This window comes from Peribacillus asahii (assembly GCF_004006295.1).
GTDB lineage: Bacteria > Bacillota > Bacilli > Bacillales > DSM-1321 > Peribacillus > Peribacillus asahii_A.
Genome location: NZ_CP026096.1, coordinates 24974 through 48196, shown reverse-complemented (window position 1 = coordinate 48196; position 23223 = coordinate 24974). Strand labels below are relative to the sequence as shown.

The window sequence follows — 23223 nt, the reverse complement described above, 5'->3', positions numbered from 1 at the left end:
GCTAATTCCTCCTAGATTATTTTGGTTTGATTCTGTTGCAATAGAATCGCATATCACACTCGCGACAAACAGAATAATTTGTCGTTCGTTGATTAAATTCTTTCTTTTCAATCTTATGAACTACATCCGTGAATTCTTCAATTATACTATCAATTTGTTGGCTGTTTTTTTCAAATTCAATAATTGGATTTTCTTGGTCACTTGGATAGTAGAGCTTTAATTTTGAAACAGTGACATTTTCCTTAACCTCAACTAGCCTTGCATAAACCTGAAGTTGTTTTTCATAATTAATGAGAGATTCATCACCAGGTTCCGGCCTATCCCCTGTTTTAAAGTCCACAATTTCTACAGTATCGCCTTTTCCTTTGATCATATCAACTTGACCATTCAAGATAAAATCTTCCATAGGATAGCTAAGCTGAACTTCAGCTTTCCTGATGTTTTTCCAAAGGTCTTCAGAATTCTCAAAATAGTTTTTGACATGCTTAAGTGCGGCATTTCTTGATTTTGGTGCCAGATAACTATGTTCGCTGAGAACAAGCCCCTGGTAATTGTTATCAAACCACGTTTCAAGATTATCTGGAATAGATGATACTTCATCTCGGAGGATTGCATCATGAATATCTTCTATTGTTTGATGAACTAGGGAGCCAAAAAGTGTAGAACCGACACGGATTTCAGAGAATCCTAGTTCACGGAACATCTTATACTCAACTGAGCATCTTTCATATTTAGAAATATCAGATGTGAAAGCATATGATTGCTTCAAATCTGATGCCTTAACTGGTTTAAAATCAAACTCTTCAAATGAATAGTGATGGTCATAATAGTCTTCTAGGTCGTTGAAAGCTTCCTTAAACATTTTCCCCGGCATCGGCCAAGCACCACGTGTGCGAATTGGTGTAGTTAGAATAAGTAATTCCTCAGCCCGTGAGTACGCAACATAATAACGCCTCCAGAAGTCAAAAAACTTAATCCTATCAGTTGGTTCAAACGGTTTCCGGTGCGAATAGGCATCATATACCTGTTCAAGTACTCCTTGATTATCATCAGTGGGCCTGTCGTATAAGGAATCAGTAATAACGATTGGGAACTCCATGCCCTTCGATTGATGAACCGTCATAAATGAAACGCAACCACTCGGAGCATATTCAGATTCGTCTTGATATTCTTCGATGCCACCACCGCCATGATTGCTTCCAAAGAGGAATCTAAAATACGTTTCAAATAGCTTAGAAACAATCTGATCCTTCTTAACATCAGAGATGACGTCAACATTTTCATTTGCTTCATACTTGGCAAGTACGTTTGTTAAAATAGCGAGATTTCGGATTGCCCTTTGGTCAGCTACTCCGGATGATAAATCAGTATCGATAATCTTTCGGAAGTAGTCGAAGCTGAACATTTGATACAACAATTGTGTGAATGCGTAATCCGTATTTCCAACAAGGTTGTCCAACTCATCTTCTCGATAGCTAACCCAATCTTCTAAATCTTCATCGTCATCCATTAGTTGCTCCGCAATATCCAAGCAGCGATCATAATAATCAGTTAGCATTTCAAGGTATTCCTCAGGTCTATCAACTAGCTCATCCGAATAGTCACCGAAAATTGCAAGTAATACACCAATAGCTGCCATTATCTCTTCACGTTCGAAGAACATTTTTGACCTTGGGGAATAAACTGGAATTCCTTTGCTTTCAAGATAATTCGCTAGTTCCTGAGTTTCTTTCTTCGCCACAGAACGGAATAAGAAGGCAACCTGGTTGTAATTACTTATGTATCCGTCATCTGACAGCATCTTTATGAATCTAAAAATTCTTTCATGCCATTGTTCAGTCGACTCTCCGGCTATTTTCATTACCCGAGGTGTCAACTCTTTACGACTTTCCCCAGAACTAGGTAAAATTGTTTTATCAATTCGAAACTGATCCCACTGAAAGTGAGTTTCTGAGTACTCTTTCATCCACCTATTGTAGAACTCAATTATCTCAGGAGCCGAACGATAGTTAATGGAAAGGTGGATAACGCTGCACTCACCTCTCTTAAATTTATTTTCAAACTCCAGTATATTTCGAATCGTAGCACCACGGAATCGATACATTGACTGGTCATCGTCACCAACCACACATATATTATTAGTTTTTGATAGTAAGAAGATCAATTGTTCCTGAATCGAATTGGGTTGCGATAGGTAAGAGTTTGAAGTCATCTCCGTCTTTTCCCCCGCTTAGCACCGTACGTGAGACTTTCACCTCATACGGCGCCCCATCAACTGCTAGCTCGTTACATTATCAATTACACAGTTTCCCACTTTGCATGGGTTTCAGTCAATTACTCACCTCTTTACATCCCCAAATTGGGTTTGTAATTTCAGCTTTCATTTCTCTTAGTCATACTCGAACCTGAATTTCTGTGTTAATAATGTCGTCTTCTAACAGTTGACTAATGGCTATCCCTCCACTGCTTGTTATCACAGTTTCACTGGTACTGTGCCATTACCTTCACCGATATAAAGGAGGTTATACATATACCCTTTCGATGCATATGCTTTCCCTTCCACCGCTTCAATGGGTGCAAACCCTCCACGTTACCGGCTTACCACGTTCCAAGAATCCTATCTATACATACATAGTCCGTAGGTGATTCCTCTAGCCCTGTTAGCTGGATGGTGCCTGTAACACCATAAGGTATTTCATAAAGACAAATTTTACTCTACCTCACTAACCCCGACACGCGGGACTATCCATTTCGAATAGCTATACCTCTAGAGCCGTACATTCGGAATTTCGTCAATAGATGGTTGTGACATCTAATTTCTCACCCTAGACTATCTTGTAGAACCCCGGTCTATCAGCCATACCCTCTGCCTCCAGAGAGCTTTCCTCGACACCCTCGTTAGGATGACCTTCAACCGACTTCACCGAGCTTATAACCCTCAATGTTTTGCACCATTGAACGCTATTCGGAGGATTAGGCGAGCCTTTCAGGGCGTTACCCCATCATTCGACTCTTCAGATTCTTAGTTCTCCTAGCAATTGCTAGTGGCTAATCTTTTCAATTAGCAACGTGTCGCACTATCTTGATACTCGTCAATCATCATATACTGAAATAGTTCTTGATATTTTTCTAGAATTTCCGGATTTTCACTGAGCAACTGATAAGCGGTCAGCTGAATCGTCGCAAAATCCAATCTATTTTTTACTTGCAATAGTTCATCGTATTTTTGTTTGATTTCACCCAAAGCAACTATTTGTGGATTTGGATCCGTAAGTAATCGCTCCGCATTTATTTTTTCTTCCGATAGCCCGTTAACTAGATCTGCTATTTTACTGACATTTCTCCATACACCTGAGGTTTCACTGATTAAATCATTAAAGTGTGGCAAAGGTCTAAAATCATAATAATACCGCTGGTAGATGAAGTATTTCTGGTCAAAATCATCCATCAAAGTGAAGTTTTTCTTCAAAGTCGGGATAAATGCTAAGTTATCCTTTACAATTCTTAGACAGATTGAATGGAAGGTTCCAATATAAACATCATTCAAATCAAAATCTGGAATTACAGAAGAAATACGCGTGATGATTTCCTTTGCTGCTTTTTCCGTAAAAGTCGCCATCAGGATATTCTCAGGTTTGATGCGATGATTATTCACCATATTGGCATATCGATTAACTAGCGTGGCCGTCTTCCCTGTGCCGGGTCCGGCCGAAATCAATACTGGTCCATCTATCGTATCGATTGCCTTTTGTTGGTCTTTATTAGGAGTTACTTTTGCCATAACAACATCTCCTCCAATTTATTCTCTAGTCTTTTACAATTGATACTACGTCGTCGATGTCAACTCTCAGAGTAAGGAAAATTTTTATAATTGACTCAATGGACACAGACTGATTTTTCCCCATTTTTGCGATGACGTTGCTACTTACTTTCGCAGCATCTTTTAGTTCAGTTTTACTCATGTTTTTATCGATAAGCAAAGTCTATTGACCCACGTAATTTATCTGTCATTTTCCAAAATTCCTCTTCAAGACCTGAGTTTTCCTTTACCGTATTGTTTCCTTCTGTATGCTATATCTTATATGTGTCTATTATATCAGTTAATTTGAACTAAGAATCCTTAAACAACAAATCAAACCATTTTTAACAGCTACATTTATATCATTTTATTAATCAATAATTATTGTTTTTGATTAATTTTTTTATAAGCATTTTGACCTCATTTTATAGCCGAAAATAGCTATTTTTAGGGTTTCTTACTGTTATTTAGTTTACAATCATACTTTATTGAATTACAATATAAATATAAAAAGAAAAATGGATTTTTAGGGAGTGAAAAGATGGCACCTGTAAATAATAATGTTAAAAAAATCGGCATTGCTGCTGCTGTTGTAACAGGAGTTTCTATTGGGGCTTATATGACAATAGATACTGTGTTAGATAAAAATGATAGTAAGCAAGTTAGTAAAAAAGCAGATACAAATATAAGTGAAATTAAACCTAATGAAGAAGATAATTTAAAAGGAAAGAATAAAGAAAAGGAAATTGATAAAGAGGTAGAAGATAAGTTTGATAATTTAGTAGAACGTGCTGCTGAAAATGAAGAAGTTAATTATACTGATGTATTTGCTTATAAGAATGAGGAAAATGTTAATATATATGTGTTTAATAATGCTGAAGATGAAAAAGTTAATTACACTGACTTATTTGCTTATAAGAACGAGGAAGATGTTAAGGAATATGCGTTTAATAATGTGAAAGCAATCGCAACAAAGGTTAATAATGATGGTCAATTTGCTTTTGATGGAGGGCAAATGGATCAAAATGAGGATAATAATTTAATAGTAAGCATTGACCCACAACCGGAGCCAGAACAACCAGTTGACCCAATCGACCCACAACCGGAGCCAGAACAACCAGTTGACCCAGTCGACCCACAACCGGAGCCAGAACAACCAGTTAACCCAGTCGACCCACAACCGGAGCCAGAACAACCAGTTGACCCAGTCGACCCACAACCGGAGCCAGAACAACCAGTTAACCCAGTCGACCCACAACCGGAGCCAGAACAACCAGTTGACCCAGTCGACCCACAACCGGAGCCAGAACAACCAGTTAACCCAGTCGACCCACAACCGGAGCCAGAACAACCAGTTGACCCAGTCGACCCACAACCGGAGCCAGAACAACCAGTTGACCCAATCGACCCACAACCGGAGCCAGAACAACCAGTTGACCCAGTCGACCCACAACCGGAGCCAGAACAACCAGTTGACCCAATCGACCCACAACCGGAGCCAGAACAACCAGTTGACCCAATCGACCCACAACCGGAGCCAGAACAACCAGTTGACCCAGTCGACCCACAACCGGAGCCAGAACAACCAGTTGACCCAATCGACCCACAACCGGAGCCAGAACAACCAGTTGACCCAATCGACCCACAACCGGAGCCAGAACAACCAGTTGACCCAATCGACCCACAACCGGAGCCAGAACAACCAGTTGACCCAATCGACCCACAACCGGAGCCAGAACAACCAGTTAACCCAGTCGACCCACAACCGGAGCCAGAACAACCAGTTGACCCAGTCGACCCACAACCGGAGCCAGAACAACCAGTTAACCCAGTCGACCCACAACCGGAGCCAGAACAACCAGTTGACCCAGTCGACCCACAACCGGAGCCAGAACAACCAGTTAACCCAGTCGACCCACAACCGGAGCCAGAACAACCAGTTGACCCAATCGACCCACAACCGGAGCCAGAACAACCAGAGCCATTAAATAATGATGATGTAAAATTAGTTTAATATTAATACAAGGAACAAAATCCTAGTTAACGAGGTATTTTGTTCCTTATATTATTGATGTAAGGAGGATGGATGATTGAAAAAGATTAGTTTTAACGAGGGTACGTTGGGTTTTGATAAAAATAAAGTAACTTATGAAGTTCCTTTAGAAAAAACCAATGTTCATTCTATTGAAGAGATTCAATTCATAAAAGATATTCCGTTTATGTTTCCTATTACTAATTTAGATTTAACACAAAATAAAACAACGTTATTGATGGAAATGGAAGTTGAAAATGGATTTTTACCTTTAGGAGTTTTTAAATCAAACTCTACAAATGAGGAAAAATATGAATGTATAAAACAACTATGTGAAATGGCCATTGATCTGAAAAATTTAGAAAAATTGGTTACAGTTTTAGATGATAAAAATATTCTTATTAATCCAGAAAAACAAGAAATTAAGTTTTTGTATCGCGGAGTAAAAGGGTTAATGCCAGCTTCATCATATATTGAAGAAGAGATTGATCTTCAGATAAAAAGGATAGCATTATTTATTTTAACATCAGCTAAATATGATGAAATAAGAATTAACGGATTAGATACGGCACTTAATAAATCAAGTCAAGAGCGTTATAAGGTCGTATCGAAAATTTACCAAGCTAATACATTAAATGATATGTTAGTTATTCTTGAAGGATTAAGAGAAAAAGAGGAAATTCAACAAGAGATAGTGGAGAAACCCAAGAAATCTATTTTTTCTGCAATTAAAAATGATGTTGAAAAGAAAATAAATACGCCTAAAAAACCAAAAAAAGAAGCAAAATTTAAGGCTATAAAAAAAGAAGTAAAACCAAAAAAGGAAAGATCCATTAAATCTTCCCATGTTACTTTCGTAGAAGATGATAATACTAAAAAAACAATTGTTGATGGATCTAAATTAAAAGTCATTGCAGGAGTGATTATATCTGTGGTCTTAATTTTTCTCGTTATCAATATATTTAGTAACGAAAAGAGTGAGCCAACTAATACGACTCTTGCAAGTAGTCAAAAGGATGAAGACCTTTTAATAGAAGGACTTCAACATGCAGCTATTCAAGATTATGAAAATGCAACAAAAAGCTTTGAAAAAGTCAAAACATCTTTTGATGATTTGAGTGAAGATAATCAAATGGCAATTCTTTTTTCTTATTTAATGACTGGTAAATATCAAGAAGCCATAGATGCAGAACCGAAATTTTCTTACAGTGTAATAAATTATTTGGTATCAAAAGATAATTTAGATGCTGTTAATGATATTGATTCAGATGAACCAGTTATTTTATTTGAAAAAGCTGCAATCAATAAAGATTCTAATACTGTATTAAAATTTAAAGATGAAATTAAATTGGATGGACGAAGAGAATCTTTAATTGTAGATGCTTTTGTTGATTTAAATAAGTTGGATGAAGCTTTAGATTTTGCAAAGTCAAAAGGAAATAATGATTTAATAGACAAAATTGAGAACATTAAAAAACAAAAATTGAACAAACAGAAGAAAAAAAATAAGCAAAAGAAACAGAGCGATGAGCCAAAAGAAAATGAATCAGAGAAGGTTTAGGAGCAAGTCTTTGACGTGCTTCTTTTTTTATATCTTGCTTCTGTTAAAAGGTAATGTTGATTTTTGGGCAAAAGAAAAAGAACCTTATAAGAAGATTCCTTTTTGTATCTATATAGATAGTATAAGAATAAAAAACTTCAAGAATAGGATGTATTAATCAAAATCATTTTCTTGTTCGACTTTTAAAATCCTTCCTGATTCTGCAAGAATCTTAACTTCAAATATTCTGTTATCTGGTGTTAAATATGGCCTGATTGCTGAAGAAGAAAATCAACACTGTTCTTGAGCTTATATCTTAATAATAATAAACTCTAGGAATCTCTAGAGTTTATTAACTAAATAACTGTTTTATTTGACTTCCATCCAACTTACTTGTTCGGTAACAATCTCTTTTACAGCTGCGCTTATTAAATCATCTTTTTCTGTTTCTGATAAACATTTTAATTCATCTTCTTCAAAATTGATAACCAAATCTGTAAGCCCATTAACAAGTACCCTCATAATATTACCTCGTTTCTATTCTTTTTTTTAGATTATATTCAAAATTACAAGTTTATATGTACAATAAAAGACTTGTTAATTGGGTGGTTTCTTGTTAGTGGAATTTGTATTTTTAAAAGGGATTTGATATAAAACTTAATTATATATGTTATAATATAATTACATATAAAAGGGGTTAATTTGCTTTCGAAAGTGTTTCGATAAATAAGTAGAGGTGGTATCAATTATGAATCATACTACAGAGCAAACTATATATTATGAGTCTTGTCGATCTAGTTTATTTCTATTTTGGCTACCGACCAAATTTAAAATCACCAATAAAAGGCTTCTGGTTGAATCTAATAATACTCTTTTGGGTATTTTTCCAATAGGGCATCGTTCAGAAAATATTAATTATCGTAATGTTTCATCTGTTGAATCATCTTCCAAACTTCATATAATAAGATTTCTAATTGGTCTTTGGCTTTTTACAGGATCATTTAGGTTGATTCTTTCTTCGAATTTTTTTGAATTAGGAATTATTGAATTAATAATTGGTCTTTTACTTTTAGGTCATTGCTATAAATCTAAACTAAAGATTGTAAATAATTCTGGTAAGAGTACGGAGATAGAAGTTCCCTTCTTTGAGGGTAAAAAAAATTCAAAAAGTCTCTAAGGAAGTTAATAATCAAGTAATTAATTATTATTAATTAACAGGAGTGGTTACAGAAATATATGCAAGTAAATCATAATAAATCAAATGAGAAAACACTTTCTGATTTAAAAAAAGAATTGATACGAATTGGTACAACTAATCGTGCAAAATATGATTTATTAAAAGAAAAAGGAAGTATTTCAAGTAGCCAAATTTGTCGGCGATTAAAAGCAAGTTGGTACGATGTTGTACTGGAAATTGGTTTAAAGCCAGAAAGATATTTATTACCACCAGAAGATATGTTAGAAGCTTTAAAAGGTGAATTCAAGCGTTTAGGAAGCTATACGAAGACATTCTATATTGAAAATCGAAACAAGAAGGATTTTCCACATCCTCGTATTTTGATTAAATATTTAAATATGTCTTGGGCGGAAATAACAAAGGCTTGTGGACGGAAAGATAAAATAGAATTTGTAGCTGATAATGTTAGTGATGAGGAATTAATTAATGAATACAAAAAAATATGCAAAGAGTTAGGAAAAGTAGCTAGTATAAAAGAATTGGAGAAATTAACAGCTTATTCATTCGAGGTTTACAGACAACATTTCGGTTCAATGACCGAGGTTAGAAGGGCATGCGGTTTTAAAGTCAAAGAAGTGAAAGGTAGACCTATCATTACTAAATCCGATTGCGAACGAGAATTATTGATGATTTACCAAAAATATGGACGAATCTCCTACAGTCAATTAGAAAAGGTATCAACCATTTCTATGTCTACAATTCATCGTAAGTTTCATACAACAAAAATTAATGAAATATGGGATGAAGTATTAAAGGATGAAAAGTAAAACAAAAGTAATTCGATCAGAGATCGAATTAAAAATCAGTTTGTGGTTGCTGTAGTTGTCTGCCTTTCATCGTCTAATCGTAGCATGCCAACGATCAAAGTCAAGGGACGGTTCCGAAATTTTATAACGATTTCTCGCAAGCTCCAAATCGTTATAAAGTTTCTACACCTCTTCGCCCTTGACTTTTCCCTTTCTGGCATGCTTGTATCGTCTGCAATGAAAGGAGGTGACATGGACATCATCCTTCAGGCAATCGCAACGATTGCTAGCTGCATCAGTGCTGCTTATGCGGTTCGGGACTTCTACCGAACTCACCCCAAGAAGAAGGGGAAGCACCGCAAGTAAGTTACTAGAGCCGGGGCGAGGGGAAACCTCGTCCCGGCTTTAGTGCGTTGAGGAAGGTAGCAAGTTTCAAGATTTTACTTTAGCGTACAATGTAGAACGAGGAATCCCTGTAGATTTTACTATTTCATTTACACTCATTCCGTTTGTTTTACGTTCATTATATAGCTTAATAGCTCGTTTTAAAGTTTTTTCATCTTGTCCTGGTCTTCCCATATGTTTCCCCTGTTTTTTTGCTCTTTCCCTACCTTCTGTAGTACGTTCTACAATCAGATCACGTTCAAATTGTGCGAATGATCCTAAAATATTAAATAACAGCAGCTGCAAACTATTATTTTCGTTTGAACCATCAAACTCTATAGCTTCTTTCACAAATCTAACTTTTACACCCTGTTCAGACAATTCTTGAACAATTTTATTCAAGTCCATGATAGAACGGGCTAAACGATCAATTTTTGTTATTACTAATGTATCTCCTTTTCTTGCAAACTCCATAGCTTCTTTAAGTTGGGTTCTTGGCTTAGTACTTGTTCCAGTTACCTTCTCAACAAAAAGCTTTTCGCAACCTTCATTTTTCAAAATTTCTTTTTGTGTTTCAAGATCCTGTCCAGTAGTTGAGACCCTCGCATATCCAATTAACATATTAATCTCCTTTTATGTCTAAAAGTTTTAAAACTTATGTACCTTTAATTATAGACTAACTTTTAGACGTGAAACAAGAAAAAAACAAGGGGAAAATCAAGATGTTTTTCTAGTGTCTAAAAGTTTTAACTTCTGGATGATTTGGTAGTACCCGATTTCCTAGTTGAAGTAAATCTTTAGGATTTGTCTAATTATCCCTTTAGAGAAAATATTTCGAATAATATGATTTAAAATGGAGTGAAAAGTAATTAAAGACACATTAAGAAATCCATTCTTGTGAAGGCTGTTGTTTTAGCTGTCTTTTATTATGTTCACATAAGTCTACACTAAGGTTAAATAAAAGCTATGTTTCAACTTTCGGTTAGGTCTTCAATTAGCTTTCTTAATTTTAAATTAAATCCTTCCTGACGGTACCCCTAAAAGGGAAAAAGATATTCTTCTATCAAAAATGTGGGATATTATTCTTAGGGAAGTTAGGGGTGTAGAAAATTATGAACCTTATAATTTGTGTACAATTAATGATAATACCTATATAGAAGATTCATTTCTATTAGATGCGCCAGAAGATACGCTTATATCGACTAATAAAGAAGTTGCAGAATTAGTTAATGCTATGAACATGTTGGCTGGAAGAACATATTGATGATGTTATTAATTTGAATCGATAGGCAGCGACATAATATGCTCAAATTGCTGATAAATTAATGGTTTGGCTTAGTTTATCGCTTGGTATCACAGCCCCGACACAGCTCGATAGCCAATATTAAGTTATTTAAGTTTTAGCCATTTATATTGCTTTTTTATAGTACTGTAGTAGCCAATAGTTTCTATTATTGAAATTGGGTAATCATAACATGAAAAGTGCTTGATTGTGAAAAGCTCATCCATTATAACGATTGAGTTTGATTCAAGTTTAATATGACAATGACCGCAACAAACCGCCATTAATTCACCTTCTTTCATGATGGGTTGTGAATATTTTATCATTTGATTAATTATGAAAAAATGAATATTCAGTGAATTATAAAAGTCTACAAAGGTACAAAATAAATGTATATTAAATAAAAATCATGTAGTAAAATTAGTGCGAAAAAGAATAGTTTTCGGGGTGTAATTAATTTCTGGTTATTGTGAAATTCAAAAAGACAGAACAATGTATCATGAAATTAAATTAGTACATATATCGGAGTTATCCGAAGTAATAGACAAAGAGAAGGAAGACACTCATTAACGAGTGACTTTTTTTATGTATCAAAAAGTACAAGTTATGACGCTTTTAAAATTAAATTGACCACCTCATTCAAGGTGGTTTTATTTGATTTTTTTATACTCTTAGCTTACTAAACTATCCTTTATTTTTTCTGCCTCAATTAACAAGTTCCGTACAAATAATCCAAATTCATCGTCAGTAAGTTTAGCAAGTCCGTCAACTTCGTAAATTACTTTAATAGTATAGGAATCAATAATTAATTCTCGATGTTCCTTTAATGTTCGTATATCTACATTACCTAAATCTATGGAACCCTTTAAATCCTGGTCAAAAATGCCGATTAACGATTTAATCATATCAACGCCTTTAATCACTTCTTTTTCAATTTCACTGACCATGTTTCTTCCCCCTTCAAAAATTCATCACTAAATCTCGTTAAGTCACTTTCAAGGAATAATACGATAAATTCTTACGAAAATCCTCCTGCTAAAAATCAAGATGAACCTAATGTATAATTTTATCTATTTTGCACTATAAGTACCAACCTTTCTGATTTATTATTTTTCTAAATAGCGATAAATAGTAGTACGAGACACTCCCCACTTTTCTGCGACATCTTTTATAGGTGTACCACTTTCAATAAGTGATTTCATCATTTCTATGTCTTTCGTATCGAACTTCTCTGGTCTGCCACCGAGCCTTCCTCTTGCTCTAGCTGCTTCCCGACCGGCTGCCGATCTTTCCTCTATTAAATTACGTTCAAATTCAGCAAATGCAGCGAATAAATGAAACATCAATTGTCCTGTTGCATTACTTTTGTCCATTGTTAGATTTTCTTGCAGACTATGAAAGCCAACACCACGTTCATTTAAGTTATTAACGATTTGAATTAAATCTTGCATATTTCGCCCTAGTCGATCTAATCTCCAAACGACAATTGTATCACTTTCACGTGCATAATGAAGTGCTTCCTCTAAACCGGGACGTTGTTTTTTTGTCCCACTCATTTTATCGTGAAAAATTTTCGTACAACCATGTTGTTTTAACGCATCTGTTTGCAAATCTAAATTTTGTAATCCTGTCGACACACGTGCATATCCAATTAACACTAATTATCACTCTTTCTCATTTTTACTCTAATTTCATTGTAACATAAGATAAAAGCAATTATGTTATTGAACATAGATTAATGAACAGGGTTTTGTTACATATTAAACTATTAAAAATGACCTTTTCAAATTGAAAAGAAGCGTGTTCAGAAAAGGACGAGTTTTGGAACAAATAATAACTTATTTATGACATGTGTAATTTTTTAACTTTGTTCAACAAACGGGCCATTTTCTGGAATAGCACTCAATAAAGAAAATAGGTATATATGTTAAAATATAGACATATGCAAACAAGATTTTACATTAATACTTTTTCAAGTTAAAAACATGTAAGTTGAGGTGCTTATAGTGGTATTGGGTAAAAGACACGGATTGAGTGGAACCAAAGAATATAAAGTTTGGAAAACTATGAGACTTAAATGCTATGGAAGTAATATGGACAATCGCTATAAAGGGGAAAATTTGTGGATATGCGATGAGTGGAGAGAGGACCCTGTAGAATTCGTTAATTGGGCAATGCAAAATGGTTATGCGGAAGGATTGGAATTAGTCCGAAAAGATAAAGATGATGGGTATTATCCGGAAAACTGCATTTTTCTAGAAAAGAAAGAAACAAATAAGAAGCATGGAATGAGAAGATCGAGATTATATAATATTTGGTCTCTCATGCATTCAAGATGTGAAAATTCTAATCTAGATTACTATCACCGGTATGGTGGAAGAGGAATTTCTGTATGTGAAGAATGGAGTAAATTTGAAGGCTTTAAAGAATGGGCTTTGAATAATGGTTATGAAGATGGGTTGTCTATAGATAGATTAGATGTAAATGGCAATTATGAGCCTAAAAACTGCAAATGGAGTACAAATACAGAGCAACAAAGAAACAAGAGAAACAATCATTTTATCATGCTTAATGGTGAAACAAAAACTGTAGCAGAATGGGCAGAAATTAGTGGTCTTCCATATAAGACGTTACAGCGAAGAATTTATACCGGCTGCAAAAAGGAAGACCTTTTGAAACCAATTGGAGATTATTGGATACACGTAGAAATTAACGGAATTAGAAGACCATTGAGTGTTTGGGCAAAAGAAGCTGGATTACAATATTCCACCGTTCAGAGAAGATATAATAAAGGAATTAGAGGGGAAGCTTTACTTAAAAAGGGAAGATTAAATAAAAAGGAAGATCATCAACTGGGGTTTGATTTTGATTCTTAAAATAAATACGCCTTTATTTCCAAATTAATACGGTCAACCCTGAAGGAGACTAAAAGTTGAAAGAATATTTTGTGCAATATTCAGACCAAAGTATAATTAATAGTTTTGACTTTCCAAAAGATATCTTTGTATCTATCTCTATAGGGATTAGTGACATTACAAATGATTTTATCATTTCCTTAGTTCAAAAAATGTTCAGTTTACCTGTTTTTTTCGTTTTAGAATCAATGATTTTTGGATATGAAAAAGAGACACTAATTGAAAATAATATTCCTTTCTATGAGTTTTCGTCAGATGGTGCTATTATCAAAGTTGATTCTGTAGAGAAACTGCATCTTGTTAGTGAATTAGTAGAAGAATTAGTTAGTAATGGACTAAGTGTATTCATTTTTCACGGGAAAGGTATTGTAGAGCAGGATTTAATCCCCTCAAGACAATGGAATAAACCTACAGTATTTAAAAATATCGATATAAATAAAGTCGAAACATTTGTCGATGTGGAAGAGGTTGGATTTACAATATTCAGTAAGAATAGTCTATTTAACTCACCTAAAAAAATCCCAAACTATATATCCGATGATTACTTACTTAATATTAATAGCAGCGATATCTAACGTTTCCAGCTATAAGTTGAATTATATCCGTTATTCAAGAATCGGGCGCTATTCCGAAGTAACGATAAAAGTCCAATTTCTTAATTTTAATGTTGAGAAATTGGACTTTTTATATTTATTTATAGTGCAAAATAGCGCTTAAAATAGGTGCAAAATAAATCCTGAAGTGACAGGGGGAAATCAAGATGTTTTTCTAGTGTCTAAAAGTTTTTAACTTATGGACATTATCTCTTAATTCTCTTAATGGTTTAAATGGAAGTAAAGAAACAAGAATTACAGTAGGAAAAATTAATGTTAATAAGGATGAAATGACTGGTAGAAGACAAGGCAAAAATCTTATTAAAATTGGTGATTTAGCAAGAATAGATCTTGGTGAGTAGATAAATAAAAAAATGATCCCTCACCGAACGGCGGATCAGGATCATAAAATTAAGATTATAGCTTGTCCATTTCGTTCTTTATAGCTAAAACAAACTTTATCCAAAGAAATCTACTGCATTTCTGTAAAAGTGGAATAAAGCAACTAATGAGCAGACCGATAACAGCCCAATGAACAGTTTGACCCAGTATAGTTATGTTTGGCGAAATATAATAGCCAATACATAACCCAAAGAATAAATCAAACATTCTTATTTGCATATTCACTCTTCTCCTTTCTACATCCAGGAGAAGAGTGAATAACTGACACTTTTGAAAGTGCTCAAAGATTCACTTCCTTTCAGTGTATTTTTTAGGATTTGCAGATTGCCTAGCTAAGGCTATTTTTTAGCTACGTCCTCTCCTTTTTTCATCACAAATCCTTAAACATCTTCTTGCAGTAGAAATGTGTATGTAGCCCATACATTGCCGTTTCATTAAGCAGTAATATAAATCTATCATACGCATTCTTTTTAATCAACATATAGTGTGCGCTTGATTATTTTCTATACTACATGTTGTGTCCTCTTCTGATTTTTTTATTTTTGTCAAACGTCAAAATAATCAATATCATTAGAAAACAAGAGTATTTTATAGATTTATCGCCTGTTTTGACGTTTTCTAAAATAATTAGAAACTTGCCTTTTTTAAAATTATCAAACTTCAAAAATATATGACTATTTTCTTATTACATTTTATCTTGTTCACATAAGTCTACACTAAGGTTTTAAAGGTTAAATAAAAGCTATGTTTCAACTTTCGGTTAGGTTTTCAATTAGCTTTCCTAGTTTTAAATTAGATCCTTCCTGAAGACAGATCGCAGGGTTAACCCTGCGTTAGTTTCTTTAGGATATGACTTGATTTTTATTAATTATGACCCTCTGTATTTTAAATCGAATGACCAGTTATAAGGCTTTTTATATTTACTTATAGTGCAAAATAGAGTTTGAAAAGTGTGCTTCAGCTAGTAAAATGCCTAGGGGTGGAGAGTATGGTAAATAATTTGCATGTTATTATTAATAAGTAAGTAGATAAGAGCAATAGAAAAGGCGGAAATACATATGAAGAAGACAGTAGTAGCATTCACAATCGCAGGAACGTTAGTAGGGTTAAGTGGGGGATACGCAATCGGTTTTTACAATGCGGACCAAAGGCAAGATGAAAAGATTATCGGAGAAATAAACCGTCTCGCAAACATTAAGGAAAGGCCAAGAGTAGAGCTGGACCAGCAAACATCTATGGAATATATGGGTAGAGAAAGGCTGGTTTCTAGTGAGGGTGAAGAGAGTATCATTTCCGATACATATGAAATCATTACTATGGAAAGTGATGAAATCGTTGTGGAGAGTGCACGAGAAGAGGACGGAGACAACATTACTTTTGATAAAAAGATATTTACTTCCAAGGGATTCCACCCAGACTATGGTGATATATACCGAGTGGGTTGGAAAGAAAGCGACTATAACCACCAAGAATGGGACAAAGTTGTTTTAGTCGAACAGATAAAGTAAATTAGACCCTTCCTAAAGAATGTGATGCAGGGTTAACCCTGCATCACATTCTTTAGGATATGACTTGATTTTTATTAATTATGACCTTCTGTATTTTAAACCGAATGACCAGTTATAAGACTTTTTTGTATTTCGTTTCGTTGTAGAGCGTTTCTCAGACATCATTTAAGTAATTTTTAACTGATTTTGTGAAGAGAAAAGTTATGTTTCGACTTTCACTTAGGTCTCCACTTACCTTTTTTAATTAAAGGGTTTTACTAAAGCACTCATTAGTTGAACAAGTGAAAGAAAAAATCTCTAGTCTGAAATAGGTTAGAGATTTTCTTTTTTTCTATTATCAAATTTCCTTTTTGCAAACTTTCTAACATTCCATGCTCCCAATGAAACTAAGCCAACACCTAAAACTCCACCCCCTAAAATTCCAAGACTTTTCGCTTCTTTAGAAGTAAAAGTATATCGTAAGCGCTCTGCTAAATGTGGTGTAGTGTACCCAGACCTTATTAAGTCATTTACCTTGTCGGGTGACGTCAAAACACCTTTGACATATTGATAACCTTTAGAAATAAGTTCTCGACTTTCTGCATCTGATATTAGTTTGCCGTTTTCTAACCAAGCCATATTTTTACCTCTTTTCGAGCAGATATTTATTAAAATCTGTAAACTTTGTCTATACTTGAAATTTTAACGAAAGGAGCAAGAAAAGTGAAATGTTTATAATTACATTTTTAAACGCCTTTATTTTTTAAATAACTTTATTATCTGTATACACATAACTCTACACTAATGTTTTGAAGGATATATAAAACCTAGGTTTCAATTTTTAGTTAGGTCTTCAATTAGCTTTCTTAGTTTTAAATTAGATCCTTCCTGAAGACAGATCGCAGGGTTAACCCTGCATTAGTTCTTTAGGATATGACTTAATTTTTATTAATTAGGAACCTCTGTATTTTAAATTGAATGACCAGTTATAAGGCTTTCTTGTATTTCGTTTCGTTGTAGAGCGTTTCTCAGACATCATCTAAGTGATTTTTAACTGATTTTGTGGAGAGAAAAGTTATGTTTTGACTTTCACTTAGGTTTTCAGTTAACTTGTTTAAATTCAATAGAACTAAACTTTGGGCGGCAGCACTAAAAGGCTGTAAGAAAGAGAAAATCGCTCTTTCTAACAGTCTTTTAGTGTCGCTTCGACATTAAATGGCCCGATAACCACAGCCTGTAAAGAAAGGAAAAGCGCCTTTCTTAACAGTCTGTAGGTTCCTGTTCCATTTACGGCAAGCCGCCATATCGAACGAGCCGAAAACCTTAAAGATCAAAACCAATGGAAGATTCCTGTCTATAGACAGGAATCGTGTCGCTTGCTTCGCATAGCTCCCACTATTAAAGTAATGAATGCGGATTTTGGGGACATCGAGTCCCAAAAATCCGACCAGTTCTATGAACTGGTGCGTCCGTCCGGCAAGCCTGACGATTCGCTTTTTATCGCTCGGACTATATGCAATCCTTCTTTGTTCTCCTAAGTATAATCATTTGCTCCATAAGGTCAGTCAAGGGATGCTACGCTATCGCTTCGCAAACTTTGTGAACTTTTTTAAGAAGAGCGCTTAAAAAACTTCACAAACTTCAAGCCCCTTGACAGCCCTTTTCCGCAAAGATTAGGAGAGGTCAAACAAAGAAAGGAGTTGTCGTAAATGACAGCACTAGCAATTTCAATATTCACAGCAATTATTATCTTAGGAGCAGCAACGTTTTTAATCTTCTGGACACTCGACAATGTAAAAAGTGAAGCACTTAAAACAGCAGGAATCATCATCTATGGATTCTGCTTCATCACTACGGTAGTAACATTAGCAGTAGAAGTAATCAAGGCAAGCTTCTAAGAACCAGGAGAAGGGAGGGAACTTCCCTTCTCCTTATTTTCGTTTACTAAAAAAGGAGAGAAGAAAATCATAAAGGAGGGTGTACGGCTTGCTTCAGGCATCGAGCCTTCACAAGCCGATCACATCATAGCTGCGCTTTGATGTGATAAGCAATTATCTTCGATGCTGCCTACTGGACAGCATCTTATCAATTGCTTCATAAAGAAAGAATGCGATTTTTGGAGGGGATCGACCCCTCCAAAAATCGACTGTATCAAGTCTTTGTCTTGATACAGTACGCTTCTTTTCTTATTCCTTTAAAAAGGAATAAGAAATTCGCTTTATAGTAACAGCAAAGGGCATCGAACCCTTTGCTGTTATCGAATCAAAACATCCTTTTAGTCTGTTTTGATTCGCATTAGGGTATAGTTTGGTCCCGTTCTAATCGTAAAGGGCATTGAACCCTTTACGATTAGGCGGCTGCATACCTTCGGTCTGCTTTTAGCCGCACTTTGGGTGTAGTGTTCCCTTCCTTCGTTCGCCTAATTGTAACAATACGCTTGCAACAGAGGGAAGGGCGGGCGTTCGGGGAAAGAAATCGGCAAAACCAAGTAGGCTAAGCGAGAGTAAACTTGCAAAAAACGCAAGCTTACTCTCGCTAAGTCATTGGGTTTTGCTCGATTTCTAACGTCAAAGCCCGAAAAGCCTGGGCTTCGACTACCCCTCACTGGCGAGTACGCTTCTTCGTTAGCGTACCCTTCCCTCTGTCCGCGCGTATTGTGGCGGTGTGCTCGAACTCACGAAAGTGAGATTATGAGAGGAGAGATGAAACATGGAAAAAATCTATGAAGTAGTAAGAATCAAGCAGGTAATTCAGGAGTTAGACGAAAGCGAAAAATACATAATTAGATCACCGCAAGATGCAGCTGAAGTTGCGGCGAAATTTATCGGTGACGAAGATAGAGAGGTATTTTTCGTGATGTGTCTGAATACGAAAAATCAAGTTGTGGCGGTGCATCGTTGCCATGTAGGAGCTCTAAATGCGAGCCTAGTAACACCAAGGGAAGTTTACAAGGCCGCAATTCTGAATAATTCAGCTTCGATTATCGTAAGTCACCAGCATCCATCGCAAGTTGTTGACCCATCAAGAGAGGATCACGAGGTAACTAAGCGCCTTGTTGAGTGTGGAAAGATATTAGGCATTGAGGTTCTAGATCATGTTATCGTAAATGCTAAAGCCAAATACTACAGCTTCAAAGAAGCTGGAAGATTATAAGAACCGAAGAGGAGCACAGCTCCTCTTTTCAGATTATTTGTAAACAATGTTTACAAATAATCTGAAAAGTGATATTTTATCTGTAAACAATGTTTACAGGAGGTTTTTTTATGAAACATACAACTAAACGTATTATTGAAAAATTCCCGATGCTAGAAGAAAAAATTTTAGCTCATGAAAGTGGATTATCAGCTGAAGAAGCCATACAATCTCTGGATTGTATAGAACAAACTTTTTTAAAATTAGCTTGGTTTTTTGAAAATCCAAATCATGCGAACTTTGATTTAACATCTTTATACAAAAATTTAGAAGATGATTGGCTAGAATGGGCTTTAGAATTAATTACATTATATTTTCGTCAAGATACGTATTTAATCAAAAAACCTTCTTTTAGCATTATTAAAGAAAATGATTCTAATTACTTAAATCAAAGTCAATTTGCTAATTACTTAACAGAACATGGTTTGAAATATGATCGTGCTAAAGTTAAAAATTATTATGATCGAGGGATTATTCCTGAAGCCGACCTTATTATTTCTAATACAAAGTATTGGAGTATAGAATCAGTACAGGCATATTGTGAAAAAGAAAAAGGGAAATTATAGCATGAATGCTAAACAATAAAATTAATTTTAAGTATAGCTTTTAAGGTTGGATAAAAACTGTCATAAATTCATCATCACCATAAATCTTCTCTTTTTATATTAGGTTCAAATTCTCGTAATACCTTTAAAATTTTATTTGCGGTAGTTGGTTTAGGTTTTCTAGAATGATCTAATGTTAAAAGACTAATTAAACTTTGGCTTGTTTTGCTTTTTCGGGCCAACCATTCTTGCTTAATATCATAGGCTTCTAGAAAATCTCCAAACTCTGTTTTTTCTTTTTTTGTATCTATCTTTAACCAATCAAACAACATTATGATTCACCTCTCACACTCCATTGTTGACCTCAAAAAAGGAAGATATACGTGAATGTAAAGGTTTTTGGTAAAGTAGATTCTTACTAGAGTTGGTAGCTTTCTTCTAATCTAAAAAACTTTGAATATACTTTTGCTGTTAAGCCAAAACATCAGCGTCAAATCTATCGGCTTAACAGCAGATGGGAGGACAAAATAAAATATAAAAAATATCGACAAACCTTTTCAATTTAAATAAAAAACTTCTTATTTGGGCGGCAGCACTAAAAGGCTGTAAGAAAGAGAAAAAACACTCTTTCTAACAGTCTTTAAGTGTCGCTTCGGCATTAAATGGCCCGATAACCACAGGATGTAAAGAAAGGAAAAGCGCCTTTCTTAACATCCTGTAGGTTCCTGTTCCATTTACGGCTATGGCCGCCATACCGAACGAGCCGAAAACCTTGAAAAACAACCCCAACACCCAAAAAAGCTATCAAAATCGCAAGGGACGAGTAGTATTTTTTGAGAAACCCACTCAAAAAATCTCCACTCTTTCGAAAAGTTTAAACTTTTCCCCTTGCGTTTTTGATTTTGGCAGGTAGAGTATATTCGCCAAGCCGAACATACTCAAAACGAGGATTTATGTAAATCGGCTTGATCTAGCTAGTATACCTGCCAAACCGCCAGATTTTCCGTTTATAGTTGTGCTCTTTTGCCTTACTGATTTACGCTATGCGGGGCTAGCCCCACACCCCAGCCAACCTCACACCTCAAAACAAGGGGAACATCAAACCTATAAAGATTTAAAAGCCTAAACGCCTGAAGGCGTAAGGTTGCCTTTAGGTAAAAAGGTAGTTAAAGTATTCCTTTTTATATACAAAAGAGGGCAAAAAAATGGTGCTTAATAGCATTTTATTCTTGTTCCTATAGTGTCTAGATGGTATAATATAAATATGGGAAGGGGGGAGAAAATGTTTGTAATAACAGAGGATACCAAACGAATTTTAGAAGAGGGAGATACAGCTTTTATCATTGAAAGTGTTGGAGAGTGGTATGATTCTAAATTAAGATTGTTGATTTCTTGTTTCCATAATGGCATGAGTAAGGAAGAAATTAGAGAAGCTTGTGATAGTGATTCGGCTGATTATAATATTTATTGGACGTCATTCGAAGGTTAAAAAGAAAAAATAAAACTCTTTAACTTAGTGTCTAGATGGTATAAAAAGAGGAGGAGAACAAATGACAAATAGCGTTTATGAAATCGTAACAAACAAAATTATTGAGAAACTAGAACAGGGAACAGTACCTTGGCAAAAGCCTTGGGTGAATGGCAATACAGCAGTAAATTGGAAAACTCAGAAACCATACAGAGGTATTAACACAATGCTGTTAGATCCAGGGGAGTATATTACTTTTAAGCAAGTTCAGGAAATAAAAGGGGCAAAAGTTCTTCCTGGAGCAAAATCAGAAATCGTGGTTTTCTGGAAGTGGATTGAAACAGAAAATAAAGATACAGGCAAAGAAGAAAAAATCCCACTACTTAGATACTACCGGGTTTTTAATATAAATCAATGTGAAGGTATTGAGAGCAAGCGTCAAGAAGAAGAAACTTTTGAACATGACCCAATAGAAGAAGCTGAAAACATTATAAAAGGGTATATAAATTCTCCGAGCTTTAGTTATAACAGTGGCAGAGCATATTATCAACCTAGTATAGACCATATAAACATTCCACCAATGAAGGATTTTAGAAAGGTTGAAGAATATTACGCAACAACTTTCCACGAGCTTATACATAGCACAGGTCATGTCAGCAGATTGAAAAGAACTGGAATCACTTCAGCTACAGCCCATTTCGGTTCAGAAGAATATTCACAAGAAGAACTTGTTGCAGAGGTTGGAGCAAGCATGTTAACAGGTTTATCTGGTTTTGTAGATGTGACTTTTGATAACTCAGCTGCTTATATACAGTCTTGGTTGCGAAAATTAAAAGACGATAAAACATTAATCGTTAAAGCAGCAGCACAAGCGCAAAAAGCAACTGATTACATTCTTGGTACAAAGTACGAAGAAAAATATAAAAATTAAAGATACAAGTAACATATAAAAACACAAACACAATAGTTGTCCGGCTGCAAATGCAGCCGGAGAAAACCTTAATGATATAAAAGTAAAATTGTATCGGCTGGATCAGAGCCGATTACAATTTATCTAAGGAGGAAAAAATGACTTATCGAGTGATTATTGACTTTGGACCTACTGAATTATCGGTAATGATTGATTCTAATACATCGGATAATAATGAAATTTATAATAAAACAATGCTGTATTTAAAAAATGAGGGTTGGACGTTACCAAATGAATACCCTGCCATCACAATAACGCCAGCACCAGAATGGGACGAAGCATAAAAGGGGGAAAAATAACATGTTTGAAATTTTATTTTGCACGACTTTATTGATAGGAGCAGGTATTTTAGGGTTGATTATCTATGATATAGCAAGAACAAGAGAGTAATTTTAAAAGAAAGTACCGGATGAGTATTTCAAGATGAAAACTCAATCCGGTATTTATTCAGCGAATGGAAGAAAAAACATCCGTTTTTTCTTGACTAGAAAGCTGGCATCGAGCCAGCTAACGGTTGCTGATGCAACCTAAAACCTTGAAAGATTATTCAAAGAAGAACAAAGCATTATATAACTACTCTTTTAGACAAAAGAAAAAACACCCAATGTATGGATGCCCACCACTCTTTATT

22 protein-coding genes and 1 pseudogene are annotated in these 23223 nt (G+C 35.0%); 13 read left to right on the top strand and 10 right to left on the bottom strand.

Features of this window, described 5'->3' with window-relative positions; genetic code table 11:
- Positions 1–16: 16 nt before the first annotated feature.
- The 4 genes and pseudogenes from BAOM_RS24090 to BAOM_RS24080 form a co-directional block, all read right to left on the bottom strand.
- Positions 17–1966, bottom strand: a complete 1950-nt coding sequence (locus tag BAOM_RS24090) for a PD-(D/E)XK nuclease family protein (RefSeq protein WP_257467724.1) — start codon at positions 1964–1966, stop codon at positions 17–19.
- Positions 1967–2104: 138 nt separating this feature from the next.
- Positions 2105–2212 (bottom strand): annotated as a pseudogene (locus BAOM_RS25605) (hypothetical protein); the annotation flags it as partial.
- An 849-nt stretch (positions 2213–3061) separates the two neighbouring features.
- The gene (locus tag BAOM_RS24085) at positions 3062–3781 is read right to left on the bottom strand and encodes a UvrD-helicase domain-containing protein (protein WP_127762754.1); all 720 of its coding nucleotides are present in this window, start codon (positions 3779–3781) and stop codon (positions 3062–3064) included.
- Positions 3782–3806: 25 nt separating this feature from the next.
- Positions 3807–3962 carry a helix-turn-helix domain-containing protein gene (locus tag BAOM_RS24080; protein ID WP_127762764.1) on the bottom strand — a complete coding sequence of 52 codons (156 nt, stop codon included), beginning with the start codon at positions 3960–3962 and terminating at the stop codon, positions 3807–3809.
- Between the two features lie 378 nt (positions 3963–4340).
- Between BAOM_RS24080 and BAOM_RS25410 the strand changes: the two genes are divergently transcribed.
- Together BAOM_RS25410 and BAOM_RS24070 are read left to right on the top strand one after the other, a co-directional pair.
- Positions 4341–5813, top strand: coding sequence for a hypothetical protein (locus BAOM_RS25410; RefSeq protein ID WP_127762753.1), 1473 nt, complete (start codon positions 4341–4343; stop codon positions 5811–5813).
- Positions 5814–5889: 76 nt separating this feature from the next.
- Positions 5890–7392, top strand: a complete 1503-nt coding sequence (locus tag BAOM_RS24070; protein ID WP_127762752.1) for a hypothetical protein — start codon at positions 5890–5892, stop codon at positions 7390–7392.
- A 348-nt stretch (positions 7393–7740) separates the two neighbouring features.
- Here the strand turns inward: BAOM_RS24070 and BAOM_RS24695 are convergent, their stop codons facing one another.
- The gene (locus BAOM_RS24695) at positions 7741–7893 is read right to left on the bottom strand and encodes a DUF7167 family protein (RefSeq protein WP_164853347.1); all 153 of its coding nucleotides are present in this window, start codon (positions 7891–7893) and stop codon (positions 7741–7743) included.
- Between the two features lie 226 nt (positions 7894–8119).
- Between BAOM_RS24695 and BAOM_RS24060 the strand changes: the two genes are divergently transcribed.
- Positions 8120–8548 (top strand): hypothetical protein, encoded by a 429-nt coding sequence (locus tag BAOM_RS24060; protein WP_127762751.1) that lies wholly within the window; start codon positions 8120–8122, stop codon positions 8546–8548.
- A gap of 59 nt (positions 8549–8607) precedes the next feature.
- Positions 8608–9375: a homing endonuclease associated repeat-containing protein gene (locus BAOM_RS24055; RefSeq protein ID WP_127762750.1), complete on the top strand. Its 768-nt coding sequence runs from the start codon at positions 8608–8610 to the stop codon at positions 9373–9375.
- Between the two features lie 411 nt (positions 9376–9786).
- On the opposite strand, the gene BAOM_RS24050 is transcribed toward BAOM_RS24055, so the two are convergent.
- The 3 genes from BAOM_RS24050 to BAOM_RS24040 all read right to left on the bottom strand — a co-directional run bounded on the left by BAOM_RS24050 (position 9787) and on the right by BAOM_RS24040 (position 12678).
- Entirely contained in the window at positions 9787–10359 is a 573-nt protein-coding gene (locus BAOM_RS24050) for a recombinase family protein (protein WP_127762749.1), read from the bottom strand.
- A 1332-nt stretch (positions 10360–11691) separates the two neighbouring features.
- Positions 11692–11967, bottom strand: coding sequence for a hypothetical protein (locus BAOM_RS24045; RefSeq protein WP_127762748.1), 276 nt, complete (start codon positions 11965–11967; stop codon positions 11692–11694).
- A gap of 159 nt (positions 11968–12126) precedes the next feature.
- Entirely contained in the window at positions 12127–12678 is a 552-nt protein-coding gene (locus BAOM_RS24040; protein ID WP_127762747.1) for a recombinase family protein, read from the bottom strand.
- A gap of 348 nt (positions 12679–13026) precedes the next feature.
- Between BAOM_RS24040 and BAOM_RS24035 the strand changes: the two genes are divergently transcribed.
- From BAOM_RS24035 to BAOM_RS24025, 3 genes are all read left to right on the top strand, one after another.
- Positions 13027–13896 (top strand): hypothetical protein, encoded by an 870-nt coding sequence (locus BAOM_RS24035; RefSeq protein ID WP_127762746.1) that lies wholly within the window; start codon positions 13027–13029, stop codon positions 13894–13896.
- 56 nt (positions 13897–13952) lie between these two features.
- Positions 13953–14510 carry a hypothetical protein gene (locus tag BAOM_RS24030; protein ID WP_127762745.1) on the top strand — a complete coding sequence of 186 codons (558 nt, stop codon included), beginning with the start codon at positions 13953–13955 and terminating at the stop codon, positions 14508–14510.
- Positions 14511–15988: 1478 nt separating this feature from the next.
- Complete coding sequence (locus BAOM_RS24025) at positions 15989–16438, top strand: hypothetical protein (RefSeq protein ID WP_127762744.1); 450 nt, start codon at positions 15989–15991, stop codon at positions 16436–16438.
- Positions 16439–16750: 312 nt separating this feature from the next.
- Here the strand turns inward: BAOM_RS24025 and BAOM_RS24020 are convergent, their stop codons facing one another.
- The gene (locus tag BAOM_RS24020) at positions 16751–17056 is read right to left on the bottom strand and encodes a DUF5516 domain-containing protein (protein WP_127762743.1); all 306 of its coding nucleotides are present in this window, start codon (positions 17054–17056) and stop codon (positions 16751–16753) included.
- A gap of 1070 nt (positions 17057–18126) precedes the next feature.
- On the opposite strand from BAOM_RS24020, the gene BAOM_RS24015 reads away from it, so the two are divergent.
- From BAOM_RS24015 to BAOM_RS24005, 3 genes are all read left to right on the top strand, one after another.
- The gene (locus BAOM_RS24015) at positions 18127–18315 is read left to right on the top strand and encodes a hypothetical protein (RefSeq protein WP_127762742.1); all 189 of its coding nucleotides are present in this window, start codon (positions 18127–18129) and stop codon (positions 18313–18315) included.
- A gap of 811 nt (positions 18316–19126) precedes the next feature.
- A complete protein-coding gene (locus BAOM_RS24010) occupies positions 19127–19570 on the top strand; it encodes a JAB domain-containing protein (RefSeq protein WP_127762741.1) in 444 nt (147 codons plus the stop codon).
- Between the two features lie 110 nt (positions 19571–19680).
- On the top strand, positions 19681–20175 hold the full coding sequence (locus BAOM_RS24005; protein ID WP_127762740.1) for a hypothetical protein: 495 nt from the start codon (positions 19681–19683) through the stop codon (positions 20173–20175).
- A gap of 74 nt (positions 20176–20249) precedes the next feature.
- Here the strand turns inward: BAOM_RS24005 and BAOM_RS24000 are convergent, their stop codons facing one another.
- A complete protein-coding gene (locus BAOM_RS24000; RefSeq protein ID WP_127762739.1) occupies positions 20250–20486 on the bottom strand; it encodes an XRE family transcriptional regulator in 237 nt (78 codons plus the stop codon).
- A 950-nt stretch (positions 20487–21436) separates the two neighbouring features.
- On the opposite strand from BAOM_RS24000, the gene BAOM_RS23995 reads away from it, so the two are divergent.
- From BAOM_RS23995 to BAOM_RS23985, 3 genes are all read left to right on the top strand, one after another.
- A complete protein-coding gene (locus BAOM_RS23995) occupies positions 21437–21643 on the top strand; it encodes a hypothetical protein (protein ID WP_127762738.1) in 207 nt (68 codons plus the stop codon).
- A gap of 61 nt (positions 21644–21704) precedes the next feature.
- Positions 21705–22553: an ArdC family protein gene (locus tag BAOM_RS23990; protein WP_127762737.1), complete on the top strand. Its 849-nt coding sequence runs from the start codon at positions 21705–21707 to the stop codon at positions 22551–22553.
- A 137-nt stretch (positions 22554–22690) separates the two neighbouring features.
- A complete protein-coding gene (locus tag BAOM_RS23985) occupies positions 22691–22876 on the top strand; it encodes a hypothetical protein (RefSeq protein ID WP_127762736.1) in 186 nt (61 codons plus the stop codon).
- Positions 22877–23223 lie beyond the last annotated feature (347 nt).

Bases quoted from the DNA above. Each gene is read 5' to 3' on its own strand.
- BAOM_RS24695 (WP_164853347.1), bottom strand. From the start codon at position 7,893: ATGAGGGTACTTGTTAATGGGCTTACAGATTTGGTTATCAATTTTGAA.
- BAOM_RS24005 (WP_127762740.1), top strand. From the start codon at position 19,681: ATGAAACATACAACTAAACGTATTATTGAAAAATTCCCGATGCTAGAA.
- BAOM_RS24080 (WP_127762764.1), bottom strand. From the start codon at position 3,962: ATGAGTAAAACTGAACTAAAAGATGCTGCGAAAGTAAGTAGCAACGTC.
- BAOM_RS24020 (WP_127762743.1), bottom strand. From the start codon at position 17,056: ATGGCTTGGTTAGAAAACGGCAAACTAATATCAGATGCAGAAAGTCGA.
- BAOM_RS23995 (WP_127762738.1), top strand. From the start codon at position 21,437: ATGTTTGTAATAACAGAGGATACCAAACGAATTTTAGAAGAGGGAGAT.
- BAOM_RS24010 (WP_127762741.1), top strand. From the start codon at position 19,127: ATGGAAAAAATCTATGAAGTAGTAAGAATCAAGCAGGTAATTCAGGAG.
- BAOM_RS24085 (WP_127762754.1), bottom strand. From the start codon at position 3,781: ATGGCAAAAGTAACTCCTAATAAAGACCAACAAAAGGCAATCGATACG.
- BAOM_RS24055 (WP_127762750.1), top strand. From the start codon at position 8,608: ATGCAAGTAAATCATAATAAATCAAATGAGAAAACACTTTCTGATTTA.
- BAOM_RS23985 (WP_127762736.1), top strand. From the start codon at position 22,691: ATGACTTATCGAGTGATTATTGACTTTGGACCTACTGAATTATCGGTA.
- BAOM_RS24025 (WP_127762744.1), top strand. From the start codon at position 15,989: ATGAAGAAGACAGTAGTAGCATTCACAATCGCAGGAACGTTAGTAGGG.
- BAOM_RS24060 (WP_127762751.1), top strand. From the start codon at position 8,120: ATGAATCATACTACAGAGCAAACTATATATTATGAGTCTTGTCGATCT.
- BAOM_RS24015 (WP_127762742.1), top strand. From the start codon at position 18,127: ATGACAGCACTAGCAATTTCAATATTCACAGCAATTATTATCTTAGGA.
- BAOM_RS24050 (WP_127762749.1), bottom strand. From the start codon at position 10,359: ATGTTAATTGGATATGCGAGGGTCTCAACTACTGGACAGGATCTTGAA.
- BAOM_RS25410 (WP_127762753.1), top strand. From the start codon at position 4,341: ATGGCACCTGTAAATAATAATGTTAAAAAAATCGGCATTGCTGCTGCT.
- BAOM_RS24000 (WP_127762739.1), bottom strand. From the start codon at position 20,486: ATGTTGTTTGATTGGTTAAAGATAGATACAAAAAAAGAAAAAACAGAG.
- BAOM_RS24045 (WP_127762748.1), bottom strand. From the start codon at position 11,967: ATGGTCAGTGAAATTGAAAAAGAAGTGATTAAAGGCGTTGATATGATT.
- BAOM_RS24090 (WP_257467724.1), bottom strand. From the start codon at position 1,966: ATGAAAGAGTACTCAGAAACTCACTTTCAGTGGGATCAGTTTCGAATT.
- BAOM_RS23990 (WP_127762737.1), top strand. From the start codon at position 21,705: ATGACAAATAGCGTTTATGAAATCGTAACAAACAAAATTATTGAGAAA.